This window comes from Paenibacillus sp. J31R34 (assembly GCF_059383715.1).
On sequence record NZ_JBXENU010000004.1, the window covers coordinates 369,145 to 385,216 of the forward strand.

Consider the following 16,072-nt stretch of genomic DNA (forward strand, 5'->3'; position numbering starts at 1 on the left):
GTTGATAAAAATGAATGGTGATAGAACATAAACAGTGACGGAACATAAACAGTGACGGAACATAAACAGTGATAGAACATAAACAGTGATAGAACAAAAATAATGATAAAAAATGAACAGCCTTTAAAAGTTAAACAGTAACAGAAATAGAATATTGCAAGAGCAAGAGCAAAGAAGATAAAATAATGGTTTATTTTGAGAGGAAGCATCTCTTATCGCATGCGCATCTGCATGTGATAAGAGGTGCTTTTTTTGCAAATATAGGTGTTTAAAAGTTTGAGCTTATTAATGATTTGTATTCCACCGCGTAACGAGCTTTAGCTGCCAGAGGATGGCGCCAGCCGTTAACGCGGGGCTGTCTCAGTTTGCTTACATGAAAATGAAGTCGATTTCAAGCCAAAATGAAGAGGTGATTGAAAATGAATAGAAGACCGCTGCTTTGGTTCGCGGTATGTTTTGTGGCAGGCTGCGCAAGCGGCGCGAAGTTGAGCGGCGCAGGAGCTGCACTGGCGGCGGGCGGCGTGGCGGTAGCCGCCCTGGCGCTGGTTTTGTCGGGGCGGCTGACGCGAAAGCTGGCAGCCGTATGTGCAGTCGGCTTCGTCCTTGCAGCTGGGGAACGGATGTGGGCGGATGCCCGCAATGTGACTGGCCTGCTGGACGTGCTGCGCGCCGCAGAGGCGCAGGGGGCGGACGCTGCGATAGCGGTTGAAGCGTCCGGGACGATTGTATCGGTCGTCGAGATCGACGGCGACCGGGCAAGCTTTGAGCTGGCGGTCGATGCCGCCAGCGTAGCGGGGTTTGGCTCGCCGCGCCAGCTCGGCGGCGAGCGGATGCTTGTGCAGCTGCGGCTCGAAGAGCAGCCGCAGCAGGAGGTCGCCGCTGCTTGGCGGCGCGGCGACGTCGTTGACGTTAAGGGCCAGCTGGCGCAGCCCGCTGGCCCGGCTAATCGCGGCGGCTTCGACTACCGCCGCTACTTGAGCAGCCAGAATATCCACTGGCTGCTTCAAGCTACGGGCACGGGCGCGATCGACATCGCGCCCGGCCCGCCTTGGACCGCGGCCGCGCTGCTCGGCCGCGTCGACACCGTGCGCGCTTGGCTTGGCGCACGACTAACAGGCATGTACCCGGGCATGCAAGCCGGCTACATGCAAGGCCTCGTTCTCGGGATCACGGATAACCTTGATCCCTCCCTCATGCAGCAATTCGCTCGTCTCGGCTTAACGCATATACTCGCCATATCAGGCCTGCACGTCGCGGTGTTCCTTTACGCGCTGGGCCTGATTTTACGGCTTTGCCGCATGACGCGGGAGCGCTTGCTGCTGACGCTCGTTTTTGCCGTGCCCTTCTATGTGCTGCTCAGCGGCGCTTCGCCTTCGGTTGTTAGGGCCGGCGTGATGGGTATGCTCGGTTTGTTGGCTGCGCGCATGCACAAGCTGAAGGATGGCCTGCATATATTGGCGGCCGCAGCCATCATCATGCTGGCAATCAATCCTTTTTATTTGGAAAATGTCAGTTTCCAGCTTTCGTTTATCGTGACGCTCGGTCTTATTCTTGGTGTCCCTCCTGTAAGACGTGCTATGCCTGACTGGAAGCGGGGAAAAGCGCTGCTCGATTTGACCGCCGTCAGCGTCGTAGCGCAAGCTGTAACTTTTCCAGTTTCCATTTATTATTTCAACCAATTTCATTTGCTGTCGCTTCCGGCTAATTTACTGCTTGTGCCATTTATCAGCTTTATTATTATGCCGTTAGGCGGAGCTGCGCTGTTCATTCATATGGCTTGGCCATCAGGCGGCAAGCTGCTCGCATGGGCGAGTGTCTACGCTAATGACTGGACATTTTGGCTTGTGGACTGGCTCGCCAAGGCAGATTTATTTCGTACGATTTGGGCGACTCCACCGCTATGGTGGATCGCGGCTTGGTATGGTGCTTTAGCGCTGTTATTCCGCGCACTTCCAGTGCGTCAATCCTCAGCTTCTCCTGAGCAGGAGCTAGATATAGAGCATGAAGGCTATGCTGCTGGTCGCGAAAATAGTGAGCTGGAAACGCAGCCGCTCCACGAGCTTCCATCCATACATAGAACGGGCGGCATCATTGCTACCCACAAATCATCTCGAGGATTTAAAGGCTTTCCAAGTACAACCTCTGCGATGGCGCTTCTTTATCCCAGCAGCCTGTTTTCATCTTTCCTCCTGCTGCTAACCCTGCTATTTTTCGCCTATTATCCTGACCTATTTGATCGCGACGGCCGCGTTCATGTGCTGGATATTGGACAGGGAGACTCTATTTATGTCAGGACACCAGAAGGGAAGCATCTTTTGATCGACGGTGGGGGAACGGTTTCTTTCCGTAAGGATGGCGAGGAGTGGCGAGCGCGCAAGGATCCTTTTGAAGTAGGCAAAAAGGTCATCGCCCCGCTGCTAATGAAGCGTGGTGTCCATCAGCTTGATCTGCTCATCGTCTCTCATTTGGATAGTGATCATATTATGGGGCTTAAAGCGGTTATGGATTCGATCCCAGTCAAAGGACTGTTATGGAACGGCAGTATGAAGCATTCTCCTGATGCAGAGGAATTGCTTGCCTATGCAGTGCAGCATGAGATTCCAATGTACCGGGCGGAGGCGGGGCAGGAGTGGGAAATGGGCAAGCAAACAAAGCTGACCGTTCTATGGCCCTCTGCCGTTGTCCTCGCGGATCGAAGCAGCATTCCCAACATGCAAATCAAGAAGATCGAGGAGCAGAACGAAGCGAGTGTTGTCCTTTATTTGACGATGAAAAATTATACTTTTCTAATGACGGGAGACATCGGGTTTGAGACGGAGGAGCGTTTGCTAGCCGATATGGATGAAAATCCAGCCTTTTATTGGGCCTGCTGCGCTAAAGTCGATGTGCTTAAAGTTGCGCATCATGGAAGCCGTTATTCGACTGCTGCCAATTGGCTGGAACGCTGGCAGCCGCTGAGTGCGGCGATTTCAGCAGGTGCGACAAACAGCTACGGCCATCCTCATGGCGATGTATTGGGACGCTTGAAGGCAGCCGGAGCCGAGGTGCGCCGAACAGATCAGGACGGTGAAATTGAATATCGGGCGGCATCGGAGAGGCTATTGGTCAGAACGATGGATAAGAGGAATTGATATTCAAAGACAATAAACATAATCATAAAAAGGAGAATTTTTAATAAAAGTGCTTATAGTTTAGGTGTGTATGTAATGATAAGTGAGCTATATCCAGATCCAAATCCAGATTCAGATCAAATTTAAAGTCACAAGTATTCCCACTATTGATGGTAATGTCATCGCTTATAAATGTGGACTTACGTACCGAAAGGCAGCTGGGTGTTCTGCGTTCAAGTGGCTTACTCCCTGTACAAAGCTGGACTAGGCGGACACAGATGCAGCTAATTCAACAGTATCAAGGGTATAGCACAAGCGGCGGACTCAGGAGCCGCTAATGTGCTGCAAATGGCCATTTTGTCGCGATAAAGAGGGTATTAACGGATTTCCTGTCCGCTTAAGGTCTGAAATCGGATCAAAACCCAAAATAGCGGAATCTCAGTCCGCCAAAAAAGGAGCGCACGCCCCGAGCCGTAGATTCTCAACCGCAGTGTTTTCAACTACAATGATCTAAGTTACAGTATTTTCAACCACATTGATCTCGGCTACAGTGATCTCTACCGCAGTGATCTAACCACATTGATCTCAGCTATAGTGATCTCAATTATAATGATCTCAGCAACAATCGCAGCATGTGGTTCCCAGCTTTGAATCGACAGCTGACATTTGCTTCAAGTAAACGCTAAGCAAGGAGCAGTGAGCAGTGAGCCCGCTCAGTTTGTCATATGCACCCTGAAAAAGCGGTATGTCTCAGCAGCTTTCTGCTCATTTTTAGCGCATGCATCAAGCTATACGCTTCTATCATATTATAGGCATAAACAAAGAAAAGCGGAGTGGAGTGAACCCCGGAGTAGGCTTCTTTGAAATGATCCTGTAAAATGAGCATAAGCAGCGGCAGGAGATTAAGGCAAGGAAGTGTGAATTCGATGATAAAAATAAACAGAGCCGGAAAATATGCCATTGATATCCGATTCGATATATATGGTGCAAGAGAGCTTTGTGAAGCCCTCTGCCTAATGCTTGCAGGGGAGGAAGCGACAATTGCTCTAAGTGAAGCTGCGCAAATTAACAGTAAAAAGGTAAATGAGCTAAGGCTTGTACAGGTTAGCGAAGACGAAAGTCTCCATTACGCGCAATCGGGCCTAATTCTGAAGCTCGATAAGGACAGCATCAATAACATTTTGGACAAGCTCAAGGCATGCGTGGGTGGAAAGGATTTCTTTCCGGCTGAATGCTGTGAAGTGCGCTTTGGCAAAATAAATCTTAACTTATATGCTTTTTTGGAGAAGTCCTCTGTGTAAAAGAAAAAATCGGCTAACTCCACGCAGTCATGAACTTGCTATATACGGTGCTTGCTTTTTTTGATATTCTTGAGTGTGGAGTACGCTTGTTAAAATAGGAATATGGGCCTTGTGGCTAAAATAAAAAATGAATTTGTACGAAGGTTTGCAACATTTTACGTAACCTGCTCGTCAGAGAGGTTGCAAGAGAGGGGGATCCTTCGTGGTGGAGCCTGGCCTTATTAGAGCCGCTCAGTCGGGAGATCGCGATGCATTGATTACTCTATTGCGAGAGATTGAAACACATGTTTATCGGACAGCCTACTATATAGTAAACAACGAGCAGGATGCAATGGATGCGGCACAGGAGGCACTCATTCGCATTTATACCAAAATCGGCTCATACGAAGAAAAAGCCCAATTTAAAACATGGATTCAACGCATTGTAACGAATATCTGTATTGACAAGTTTAGAAGAAACAAGCCGACAGTGTCCATTGATGAGCATGATATGGTGTTTCACGAGAAGCAAAATGTAGAGGATGAAGTTTTGTCCGCTTACGCAGCTCAAGACATCCGTAACGCTATTGATAAGCTACCCGATCATCACCGCGCTGTTGTCGTGCTTCGATACTTGCAGGATTTTTCCTACAATGAAATAGCTGAGTCTCTGGATTTGCCCCTAAACACAGTTAAATCCTATTTATTCAGAGCCAGACAGCAGCTTCAAACGTTACTACATGATTATCAGAAAGGTGGTGTCCGGGGATGAACTGTCAAGAGGTGATGGAATATATGCAAAGGGAGCTTGACGGCGACCTTGATGAATACGAGAAAGCAACCATGACAAACCATTTCAAGCAATGTCCGGACTGCGCAGCAATGTTTGAGCGGCTGAAAAATTTGTCTGCGGAATTGGAAAATCTGCCTCATGTAACGCCAAGCTACAGCCTTGTGGATGCTATTATGCCTCAATTGGAGCAGCTTTCATTCGAAGCGGCTGGCTCTGTTGTGGAGCCACAAGAAACGGCAACGCCCAAACGGAGGAAGACACCGGCGCGCGGAGCTTCGTCGAAACTTCGGCAACTTACAGGCGTCGTTGCGGCGTGCCTTGTAGCGGGCACATTTATCGTTTCCTATAACGCAGGCTGGTTTAATGGGTCGCAATCAAACAATGACTTGGGCCGGACGGAAGCAAGCGCTACTGCTGCTGACAGCCCTATAGCCAATTACGACACGTCGGCGGTCAGGCAATTTGTGGCTACTGATCCACAGGCCTCCGGCGAAGTGAACACGGAATCGCTTGATACGGGCATGAGTCTTAAGAAGAATGTAACAGGACAAGACGGCGACGGATCAAATCAAGATGGCGGAAGTGCTAATGGCAATAACAGCAGTGAATTTGGAACTTCTGATGTTGGTTCGGCTTCTGGCCTTACTGCTCCAGATTTCAATGATGCAAAGTCTGACACGGGTACAGACACCAGTACTTCTCAAGCTCCTGCAGAGGAGGATAGGAAACCATTGGAAAGCCTTTCAGGCGAATCAGAGAAGGCTCCTCTTGCAACCGTTCCATTGGTTTCTGGTGACGGCGTTTATTCGGCTGAGGTTGTTGGCTATGTCATTAAGATTTATGAGGCAAGCGACCATAAGCTATTGTTGGAAACGGCGCGCAAAAACGGCCAGATCGCCAATTTGAGCTGGTCGGAGGACAATAAGATATTGAATTATGAAATTCATCTGGAGTCGGGCGGCATTGAAAAATATGCAGTTGATCTGAATACGCTCAAGGATGACAAAGCAGCACATTAATTTTAGTTGAAGGTCTACAGGTGTATGCACACTTCCCGCTCTAACTGCGTATGGTAAAGAGTGGAGAGAAGATGCGACGTGTTAGCCTTGATCGTCGTATGACCATCAGCAGAAGGAGAAGCCATGGATCTTTCTGCTGATGTTTATATAGATGTTCAGGGACAAAGGGATGAAGCCGATCGGGCTCATCCCTTTGTTGCCGTTCACAGGAGAAGGTAGGGAGGAATAACCTTTGGATGGGAAAGAAGCATTGAAGGAAATTAAGGGCAAGCGATTTCGCTCTGTATATGTCGTTTTCGGAAAAGACCGTTACCGAATTCAGCAGTTTGCCGATACGCTTGCGGACGCGATGTTCACCGCTGATGAGCGGGAGCTGGGCATCGTCAAATTCGATACAGCAGAAAGTGTGCTGGATGAGGCTGTACTGGAAGCGGAGACGCTGCCCTTCTTTGTTGAACGTAAGCTGGTCATCGTGAGGGATGCCGTCGTATTTGCGGCTGGCGGGAAAGAGGGGGGAAAGCTGGACCATCGCACCGACCGCTTGCAGCAATATATAGAGAATCCTTCTGAAACTACGGTCATTCTGTTTCTGATTCACGCGGAGAAGCTGGATGAACGGCGCAAGCTAGTCAAGCAGCTGAAGGATCGCAATGCGCTCATTGCTTTTCAAGAGCTGGATGCATCTGAATTGAAGGGCTGGGCCATCCGCCGGGCGGCTGAGCAGAAACGCACGCTGGATGCTGAGGGGGCTGAGCTGCTTCTGTCACGGGTCGGAGCTCATATGCAGCAGCTGGCACTAGAAGTGGACAAGCTCTGTCTGCACGCCGGTGTTGGCGGTCAGATTGGACGAGAGGAAGTGGAGCTGCTTACGGTGTCCACTGTGGAAGAGGATGTATTCGCATTGGTGGATGCAATTGCGGAATTGCAGGTGGACAGGTCGCTGCGATTGTATAGACAATTGCTTATCAGACGCGAGGAGCCGATAAAAATCGCGGCGCTGATTGCACGGCAGCTGCGAATCATGCTGCAAATTAAAGAGCTGGAGCAGCATCGCTATTCGCCTCAGCAAATGGCCGGACAGCTCGGACTTCATCCTTATGCGGTCAAGCTGGCTGCGGAGAAGTGCCGGAAGTTTTCAACGTCGCGGCTAGGGGCATTGCTATCCGCTATTGCTGATCTGGATTATAAGATGAAGACGGGGCAATTGGATAAAAACTTTGGCCTTGAGCTTTATTTATTATCGCTTGGCGCCCCAAAGCGGATGGCATAGAGGCCAGCGACGACATCATATACACACAAAAAAGCTGTCAACCGGATAACCGGAAGACAGCTTTTTTGTATGTTCAAGGACGGTTTAAGCTTGCGCCGAAATAGCGTTAAGCTTTTTAGCAAGACGAGATTTTTTGCGGGCAGCCGCATTTTTATGAATCAGGCCTTTAGTAACCGCCTTGTCCAATTTTTTCGTCGCAGCGATTAGAGCTGTTTTAGCAACAGCTACATCAGTGCCGGCGATAGCTTGGTCAGCAGATTTAACAGCCGTACGAAGCGCGGATTTTTGGGAAGCGTTCAAAGCGCGGCGTTTTTCGCTCGTTTTGACGCGTTTAATTGCGGATTTAATGTTTGGCATCGAGTTTCACCTCCTACGAAATATGCACAGGCAATCTTTAGCATACGCTATAATTCTGGATAACACAACTTAAAATATATTATCACGCGTATACCCAAAAAGCAATAGCACGCATGAAAACCAAATGCTTGCGAACACTAATGGCAGAAAGCATTTATTTTTCAAGGAAGAAGGGTATGCGGTGGGACAACTTGATTTGCAAGCTTACAACGTTCGAACGGATTTGGCGCTGGAAGCAAAAGAAATGGCCGAGCAGTCGGGCGGCGTCATTCCGGGCATCCATTCCGAGCGCCAAGATGAGGATGGCATCGTCATTACAAGCCTTCATGTCCAAAATGAGCAAGGGGCCGCTGCAATTGGCAAAATGCAGGGCCACTACGTCACACTGGAGGTTCCAGGACTGCGTACGCAGGATACGGAGCTGCAGAACCGGGTTGCGACGATGTTCGCCAAGCATTTTGAGATTTTTCTTGAACGCATCGGAGTCGGCAAGACAGCACGGGTGCTCATTGTCGGACTGGGCAACTGGAATGTGACGCCGGATGCACTGGGCCCAATTGTCGTGGAGAACGTAATGGTGACCCGCCACTTTTTTGAGCTGATGCCCGATCAGGTTGCGCCTGGCTATCGCGCGGTCAGCGCTATTGCGCCTGGTGTATTAGGCATTACCGGCATTGAGTCCAGCGACATTATTCAAGGCATTGCCGAGCGGACGAAGCCCGATGTCATCATTGCTATTGATGCTCTTGCTTCCAAAGCGGTGGAGAGGGTGAACACGACGATTCAAATTGCCGATACAGGCATTCATCCCGGCTCTGGCATCGGCAATAAGCGCAAAGGGCTGACCAAGGAAATTTTAGGGATTCCAGTAATTGCTATAGGGGTCCCGACAGTCGTGTATGCATCTACAATTGTGAATAATACGCTTGAGCTGATGCGTCAGCACATTGAAACGAACAAGGGCGACAGCAATCAGGTATTTGGCATCATGAACCAGTTGGAGGAGCAGGAGCGGCTGCAGCTCGTCAAAGAGGTGCTTCACCCGCTCGGCCATGATTTGCTCGTTACGCCGAAGGAGATTGACCAATTTATCGAGGACATCGCCAACATTATTGCGAGCGGGCTCAATGCTTCGCTGCATGATGCGGTTGATACCGACAATGTAGCTGCCTATACCCATTAAAAGTAAGCCGCCATATGATGCCTTTCAACACAGAGGCATGGTATGGCGGCTTTTTTTATATAAGCATGCCGCTATCACTCTAAAACTAGCAGATCAATATATTAAAAATGAGGGTGCAGTCGGTTCTACTAATGTCCACTCGTTCATAGATTAATAGCAGCAAGACAGCTCTAGCACAGAACCGGGAGGTAAGCGAAACGATGAGACGAAAAATCATGCTGCTCGATTTGGCGTATGGAAGCCGGAAAATTCGGCAATTGCTGGTCACAGGAAGAACATTCGCTGTTCTTTCTTTATGTTCGATGATTTTTTTCGTCATTATAGGCATTGCGGCAGTTGCCCATCGTCAAGCGTCGGCTGCGCCGGTGTCTTCGATGAAAGGTTTTGCAGCGGCAGTATCTAGCGGTTTGTTCGGGGATATGCTGGAAATGGAACTGCCTGCCTATCAGGGGAGCAACCAGTCTGGCGATCTGTCTGTGCCGCAGGTGAGCGCTTTTCTAGTCAGGCTGATGACGGATATTAATCCTACCCAGCCCAAAAGCCTGCTAGCGGCCGGCATTCCCGGCATGAATGCCGGAGATTCCTTCCTCATTCGCAAAGGCAGCGGAACCGATACCGCCGTTGGGCCTGAGGATAATGAGCCGATACCTTCGCATGCCGAAGAAGGGACAGCAGGCGAACAGCCGATTGTGGAGCCGCAGCCATCGCTGCCGCCAAGCGCTGTTGACCCAGCGGACAAGCCAGGGCAAAGCGGCAGCGGAAATACGAAGCCATCGACGGGAGAAGCCAAGGTCGCATTCATCTATCATTCCCATAATCGGGAATCGTGGTACCCGGAATTGAAGGATGGCGCCAAGGACCCGAATTCCAGCACAACGAATATTACGCTGGTCGGCAAGCGGCTCGCAGAGCAGCTGGAGCAGCGCGGGGTAGGCGCCTTGCATTCAGAAACGGATTATCCGACCGCCATGAAAAATTACAAATGGGAGCTGTCCTATAAATATTCCATGAAGACGGTAAAAGAGGCGCTGGCGAGCAGCAAGGATTTGAAATTATTATTCGATCTGCATCGCGATTCGCAGAAGCGCAAATATACGACGACCGAGATTAAGGGCAAAAGCTATGCACAGGTTTATTTTATCATCGGCCATAAAAATCCGAACTGGAAGGAAAACGAGGCATTTGCTACTAAAATTCACGAAGCGCTGGAGAAGCAGTATCCGGGCATTTCAAGGGGAATATGGGGCAAAACAGCTGCCACAGGCAATGGGGAATACAATCAATCGCTCGCCTCAGACAGCGTGCTGATCGAGGTAGGAGGTGTAGACAATACGCTGGTAGAGTCGTATCGCACCGCAGATGTGCTTGCTAAGGTGATCGCGGATATTTATTGGCAGGATGAGAAGGTTACAGCTCCACAAAGCTAATTGGCGAATCTAGTGTAGAAAGGATAGGGTCGGTATGAGAAAGCGGCGTGATGCGTTTAAATGGGCGATCATCGGCGGGGTACTCGTTTTTGTTATCTTGTATGGCATAGAAATGTCCTCCTCGGGCATTGAACGGATTTACGGGCCGATTGAGGAGACCGGAGCATCCTCTGTCATGCCGGCAGATGCAATCATTGGGCAAGGCGCGGAAACGGGAGTCAGCGGAACAGCTGTACCTGAAACACAGTCGATTGCCGGCATGTCGGATGCCGCTTCGCGCAAAATATCCGAGCTTGAGAGGGAACTGGCCGAGGTGCGGAAGCTTGCTGAGCAAAATATGCTGTATGGCGACCGGCTGCCGGGCATGCCATATGAAAATCAGGAGCCGTCGGTCAATAAGCTGGCTGATGGCACGGCAGGCTTGCTGCAATCTTTTTCGACCGGAAGCATGGCGTTTATTGTAGATTTGTTTGAAAAGGTGACGAATTAACAAAGGCGCTCTGCCGGAATTTCGGCAACCGCATTGCTGGCGCTCTCCATTGCTGATATAATGGAAAGAATGATTAGCAATAATGGATGGTGTGGGGGTTAGGCATGGCTGACGTACGTGACCGACAAAAGAAAATTAGAAACTTCTCGATTATCGCGCATATTGACCACGGGAAGTCTACGCTTGCGGATCGCATTTTGGAATACACAGGAGCGCTTTCTTCGCGAGAAATGCAAGCTCAGGTGCTGGACCAAATGGATTTGGAGCGTGAGCGCGGAATTACAATTAAGCTGCAGGCTGTTCGTCTGACCTATAAGGCGGATGACGGTGTGGAATATTTGCTCAATTTGATTGATACGCCTGGACACGTCGATTTTACATATGAAGTTTCCCGCAGCCTTGCTGCTTGCGAAGGCGCGCTGCTCGTTGTAGACGCCGCACAAGGAATTGAGGCGCAGACGCTTGCCAATGTTTATTTGGCACTCGACAACAACCTCGAAATTCTTCCGGTCATCAATAAAATCGACTTGCCGAGCGCAGAGCCAGATCGCGTCAAGCAGGAGATTGAAGATGTTATTGGACTGGATGCAAGCGAGGCGGTTCATGCTTCGGCGAAGGCAGGCATTGGCATTAAGGAAATTTTGGAGCAGGTCGTTGCAAAGGTTCCGGCTCCTACAGGTGATCCTGATCAGCCGCTTAAGGCGTTGATTTTCGACTCTCACTATGATGCATACAAAGGCGTTATCGTTTACGTTCGCGTTATTGACGGCAGCATCAAAGCGGGCAAGAAAATCCGTTTTATGGCGACTGGTGCTGAATTTGAAGTTATTGAGGTTGGAGCGTTCATGCCGCGTATGGGCATTGTGGACGAGCTGGCTGTTGGTGATGTAGGTTTTGTCGTTGCTGGTATCAAAAATGTAAAAGACACGCGTGTCGGCGATACCGTAACCGATGCGAAGCGTCCGGCACCGGAAGCACTTCCGGGCTACCGCCGAATTAATCCGATGGTATTTTGCGGACTTTATCCGATCGAAACACAGGATTATAACGATCTGCGCGAAGCGCTTGAGAAGCTGGAGCTGAATGATGCTTCGCTGCGCTACGAGCCGGAAACGTCGACAGCATTAGGCTTCGGCTTCCGCTGCGGCTTCCTGGGCCTCCTGCATATGGAAATTATTCAGGAGCGTATTGAACGCGAGTTCAACATTCCGCTTATTACGACGGCGCCAAGCGTTATTTATCAGGTGACGCTGACGGATGGAACGGTCATGAGCATCGACAATCCGTCCAACCTGCCAGAGCAGGGCAAGCTTGATTTTATCGAGGAGCCTTATGTTAAAGCGGGCATTATCGTACCGAATGATTATGTCGGCGCGATTATGGAGCTGTGCCAGAACAAACGGGGCGAATTCGTTAATATGGAATATTTGGATACGAACCGCGTCACGATTACGTATGAAATTCCGCTTTCGGAAATTGTATATGATTTCTTCGACCAGTTGAAATCAAGCACGAAGGGTTATGCTTCGTTCGACTATGAAGTGTCCGGCTATCGGAAGTCCAATCTTGTGAAGATGGATATTATGTTGAACAGCGAGCAGGTCGATGCGCTGTCCGTCATCGTTCACCGCGACCGGGCGTTCTTCCGTGGACGGATTATTTGCCAGAAGATGAAGGAGCTTATCCCGCGTCAAATGTTCGAGGTTCCGATACAGGCATCGATTGGCACCAAGGTTATTGCCCGTGAAACCGTTAAGGCGATGCGTAAAAACGTACTTGCCAAATGTTACGGCGGCGACATTAGCCGGAAGCGCAAGCTGCTTGAGAAGCAAAAAGAAGGCAAGAAGCGCATGAAGCAGGTCGGCAGCGTTGAGGTGCCGCAGGAAGCGTTCATGGCTGTGCTCAAGATCGACGAAAGCTAGAGGGAGAAGGAGAGCCGGAGGCTCTCCTTTTTATCATGAGAGAGGCAAGAAGCCAGCCGGACTATGACGGACTGGCGCTTGAAGAGAGCTTGCCACAGGAAAGCAGGTGTACAGCATGACGATTCATTACGCGCCGCGAGCGCTTTATATTCATATCCCTTTTTGTACGAATAAGTGCCATTACTGCGATTTTACGTCCTATGTGCTGAAAGGACAGCCGGTGGACGATTATTTGGATGCGCTGGAGCGCGAAATGGAGCGGACAATCAGCGTGCTGCCGCCAGAGCAAATCGATACGGTATTCGTAGGCGGAGGTACGCCGACGGTGCTTACACCGCCGCAGATGGAGCGATTTCTCGCAGCTGTTCGCAAGCATTTTCCGCTGTCTCCAGATGTCGAGTTTTCGATGGAGGCAAACCCGGGCACGACGGATGCTGACAAGCTGGCGGCGATGTATGCCGGTGGGGTCAACCGGATCAGCTTTGGCGTGCAATCGTTTAATAATACGCTGCTGGAGCGTATTGGGCGCATTCACAATGTGGAGGATGTGTATCGTAGCCTGGAGAACGCTAGAGCCGCAGGGTTTACGAATTTGTCGATCGACCTAATGTTTGGCCTGCCAGGGCAGACGGTTGAGCTGCTCGCGGACAGTGTGCAGAAGGCGCTTGCGCTTGAGCTGCCGCATTATTCGCTGTACAGCCTTAAAGTGGAGGAAAACACATTGTTCCACAAGCTGTATGAGCGCAATGAGCTGCCGCTGCCTACAGAGGATGAGGATTTAAATATGTATTTGCTGCTGATTGAACAGCTTAAGGCTGGCGGCTATCAGCACTATGAAATAAGTAATTTTGCCCGTCCCGGCTTTGAGAGCAAGCATAATTCAACGTACTGGCGCAATGAGCCTTATTATGGACTCGGAGCAGGTGCACATGGGTACGCAAATCGCGAGCGACATGTTAATATCAAGGGGGTACAGCCTTATATTGACGCTACGCTGTCTCGTCTGCCGCGGCTTGATAGCGAGACGATTTCCGAGCTTGAGGCGATGGAGGACTTTATGATGGTTGGCCTGCGTCTGCTGGATGGCATTCGTACAGCTGATTTTACCCGCCAGTTTGACGGGAAGACGCTCGAAAGCTATTTTGGCCCGATTATTGACAAGCATTTGAATGACGGCTTGATGGAGCGTCTGGAGGATGAGCGTGGTGCGGGTTATCGGCTGACGGATAAAGGCGTATTGCTCGGCAATGAAGTGTTTGGCTCGTTTATTGGTTTGGAAGTTTAGCTAGATTGGCCGATATGAAAATTCATATTAAGATTTTTTAAAATGCCTATTGAGAAAACATGCGCGATGTTGTATATTTATTCAATGATAGGTATATGGTGATGAAACAAGCACCGGATGGGGGGAGCAGCATGAAACTAATGGACAGCTTGCAGGCAGTGTGCAGAAAAGCAACCAAAGATGATGTTGACGTATTGTTTGATTTAATTCAAGGCTATGCAGAGAAAGGGATCATGCTGCCCCGTACCCGGTATATGCTTGAGTATTCGATAAATTCTTTTATTGTAGCGGAAGTAGGCGACCAGGTTGTCGGCTGCGGCTCGCTGACGAAGCTCGGCGATAATTTGGTAGAGATCCGGTCACTTGGCATGTCGGATGGTTACAAGGGTCTGGGCATTGGCAGCAAGCTCGTAGACGGCTTGCTTGCTGCGGCGAAGGAACAGGGCATTACGAAGGTAATGGCGCTGACGTATGAGGTCGCTTTTTTTCTGCGGAATGGGTTTACGGTCGTAGATAAAGAAATCTTTCCAGAAAAGGTATGGACCGATTGCGTCAACTGTCCGAAGCAGAATGCTTGCGATGAAATCGCCGTTTTGAAAGTGCTGGAGTAAGGGTTTTTAAATCATATTAATGCTTTCATGCAAGCCTGATGAAAAAGAATATTTCCAAAATGGGAATATTCTTTTTTTATCGGGTTTTTTTACGAGTTATGAAGGAACTAGGACGTGTATGTAAACGCAAGCTGGATAATTGGCCTAAACAAGTGGCTAAAAATAAAATAGGCTAACTAAAAATGCCAAACTCACTTGACAATGCTCAAGCGGGTTTGGTATTTTTGTATTAACGATTAGCACTCAATCAAGACGAGTGCTAATGACAAAGCCGATGACTTGGAGGGAATGCGCATGTTGACGGATAGACAGCGAATGATTTTAACAGCTATCGTAGATGATTATATCCGCTCGGCTGAGCCGGTCGGTTCACGCAGTATTTCTAAGCGCGGTGATGTTGGCTTCAGCCCAGCTACCATTCGTAATGAAATGGCGGATTTGGAGGAGCTTGGTTTTCTGGAGCAGCCGCATACGTCGGCAGGCCGGATTCCTTCTACTAAAGGCTATCGCTATTACGTCGATCATCTGATGCGGATGGAAGAGTTGAACGATGCGGATATGACGAAGGTTCGTTCTTTTTTCACCGAGCAGATGAGCCAGATGGAGCAGGTTATTCAGCATGCAGCATCGATATTGTCCAGCCTGACGAACTACACGTCGATTTTGCTGGGCCCGGAGCTGTTCAATACATCGCTGAAGCATTTCAGCCTCGTGCCGCTGGATGAGCGTTCTGCGGTCGCCATCATTGTCACCAATACAGGGCGCGTCGAGAATCGCACGATTACGCTGCCGTCTGAGGTGAAGATGGAGGAGCTGGAGAAGGTCGTTCATATTTTGAATACGAAGCTTGTCGGCATTCCGTTAGTCCGCTTGAAATCAAAGCTTTATCTTGAGGTCGGTCAGGAACTTGAGCGTTACGTCGATCATTGCGAGGAAGTGCTGAGCGTACTGGATCAGGCGCTGCAGCCTGATAACGATCATCGCCTGTTCCTAAGTGGAACGACGAACATGCTGACGCAGCCGGAATTCAAAGATGTTGACAAGGTAAAAACGATTTTGGATTTGCTGGAAGAAACGCCAGCCGTGATGAAAATGTTTTCCTCCTTGCCTTCAGGCATACAAGTGCGCATCGGGACGGAAAATGATAATCTGGCGATTGCCAGCTGCAGCTTGATTACTGCTTCTTATTCGGTTGACGGGCAGCCGCTCGGTACAATCGGCATCCTTGGTCCCACGCGGATGGAGTATGGCAAGGTAATGAGTTTGGTAGATATGATTTCTAAAGATATGGCTGCATTTTTGGCCCGTTGGTATAAATGATGAAG

General features: G+C 49.7%; 13 protein-coding genes. 12 read left to right on the forward strand and 1 reads right to left on the reverse strand.

What is annotated here, in order from left to right; all coding sequences use genetic code 11:
• Nucleotides 1-419 precede the first annotated feature (419 nt).
• The 5 genes from AC50YG_RS14365 (at nucleotide 420) to holA (ending at nucleotide 7,472) form a co-directional block, all read left to right on the forward strand.
• Nucleotides 420-3,131 (forward strand): ComEC/Rec2 family competence protein, encoded by a 2,712-nt coding sequence (locus AC50YG_RS14365; RefSeq protein ID WP_494827625.1) that lies wholly within the window; start codon nucleotides 420-422, stop codon nucleotides 3,129-3,131.
• A gap of 905 nt (nucleotides 3,132-4,036) precedes the next feature.
• Complete coding sequence (locus AC50YG_RS14370) at nucleotides 4,037-4,411, forward strand: hypothetical protein (RefSeq protein WP_494827627.1); 375 nt, start codon at nucleotides 4,037-4,039, stop codon at nucleotides 4,409-4,411.
• 202 nt (nucleotides 4,412-4,613) lie between these two features.
• Nucleotides 4,614-5,162 (forward strand): RNA polymerase sigma factor, encoded by a 549-nt coding sequence (locus tag AC50YG_RS14375; RefSeq protein ID WP_056029404.1) that lies wholly within the window; start codon nucleotides 4,614-4,616, stop codon nucleotides 5,160-5,162.
• Nucleotides 5,159-6,202 (forward strand): anti-sigma factor family protein, encoded by a 1,044-nt coding sequence (locus AC50YG_RS14380; RefSeq protein ID WP_494827628.1) that lies wholly within the window; start codon nucleotides 5,159-5,161, stop codon nucleotides 6,200-6,202. The genes AC50YG_RS14375 and AC50YG_RS14380 overlap by 4 nt, the downstream gene beginning before the upstream one ends.
• A gap of 232 nt (nucleotides 6,203-6,434) precedes the next feature.
• Complete coding sequence (gene holA / locus AC50YG_RS14385) at nucleotides 6,435-7,472, forward strand: DNA polymerase III subunit delta (protein ID WP_494827629.1); 1,038 nt, start codon at nucleotides 6,435-6,437, stop codon at nucleotides 7,470-7,472.
• 84 nt (nucleotides 7,473-7,556) lie between these two features.
• On the opposite strand, the gene rpsT is transcribed toward holA, so the two are convergent.
• On the reverse strand, nucleotides 7,557-7,829 hold the full coding sequence (gene rpsT, locus AC50YG_RS14390; RefSeq protein WP_341278438.1) for a 30S ribosomal protein S20: 273 nt from the start codon (nucleotides 7,827-7,829) through the stop codon (nucleotides 7,557-7,559).
• Nucleotides 7,830-8,010: 181 nt separating this feature from the next.
• Here rpsT and gpr point away from each other — a divergent pair, with 181 nt between their 5' ends.
• The 7 genes from gpr to hrcA all read left to right on the forward strand — a co-directional run bounded on the left by gpr (nucleotide 8,011) and on the right by hrcA (nucleotide 16,067).
• On the forward strand, nucleotides 8,011-9,012 hold the full coding sequence (gpr, locus tag AC50YG_RS14395) for a GPR endopeptidase (RefSeq protein WP_341278437.1): 1,002 nt from the start codon (nucleotides 8,011-8,013) through the stop codon (nucleotides 9,010-9,012).
• A 200-nt stretch (nucleotides 9,013-9,212) separates the two neighbouring features.
• Nucleotides 9,213-10,439: a stage II sporulation protein P gene (gene spoIIP / locus AC50YG_RS14400; RefSeq protein WP_494827631.1), complete on the forward strand. Its 1,227-nt coding sequence runs from the start codon at nucleotides 9,213-9,215 to the stop codon at nucleotides 10,437-10,439.
• Between the two features lie 34 nt (nucleotides 10,440-10,473).
• Entirely contained in the window at nucleotides 10,474-10,929 is a 456-nt protein-coding gene (locus AC50YG_RS14405; protein WP_494827633.1) for a hypothetical protein, read from the forward strand.
• A 104-nt stretch (nucleotides 10,930-11,033) separates the two neighbouring features.
• On the forward strand, nucleotides 11,034-12,851 hold the full coding sequence (gene lepA / locus AC50YG_RS14410) for a translation elongation factor 4 (RefSeq protein ID WP_494827634.1): 1,818 nt from the start codon (nucleotides 11,034-11,036) through the stop codon (nucleotides 12,849-12,851).
• 115 nt (nucleotides 12,852-12,966) lie between these two features.
• Entirely contained in the window at nucleotides 12,967-14,136 is a 1,170-nt protein-coding gene (hemW, locus tag AC50YG_RS14415) for a radical SAM family heme chaperone HemW (RefSeq protein ID WP_494827636.1), read from the forward strand.
• Between the two features lie 131 nt (nucleotides 14,137-14,267).
• Nucleotides 14,268-14,747: an N-acetyltransferase gene (locus AC50YG_RS14420; RefSeq protein ID WP_081418578.1), complete on the forward strand. Its 480-nt coding sequence runs from the start codon at nucleotides 14,268-14,270 to the stop codon at nucleotides 14,745-14,747.
• Nucleotides 14,748-15,041: 294 nt separating this feature from the next.
• Complete coding sequence (gene hrcA, locus AC50YG_RS14425; protein WP_046229934.1) at nucleotides 15,042-16,067, forward strand: heat-inducible transcriptional repressor HrcA; 1,026 nt, start codon at nucleotides 15,042-15,044, stop codon at nucleotides 16,065-16,067.
• Nucleotides 16,068-16,072: the final 5 nt, after the last annotated feature.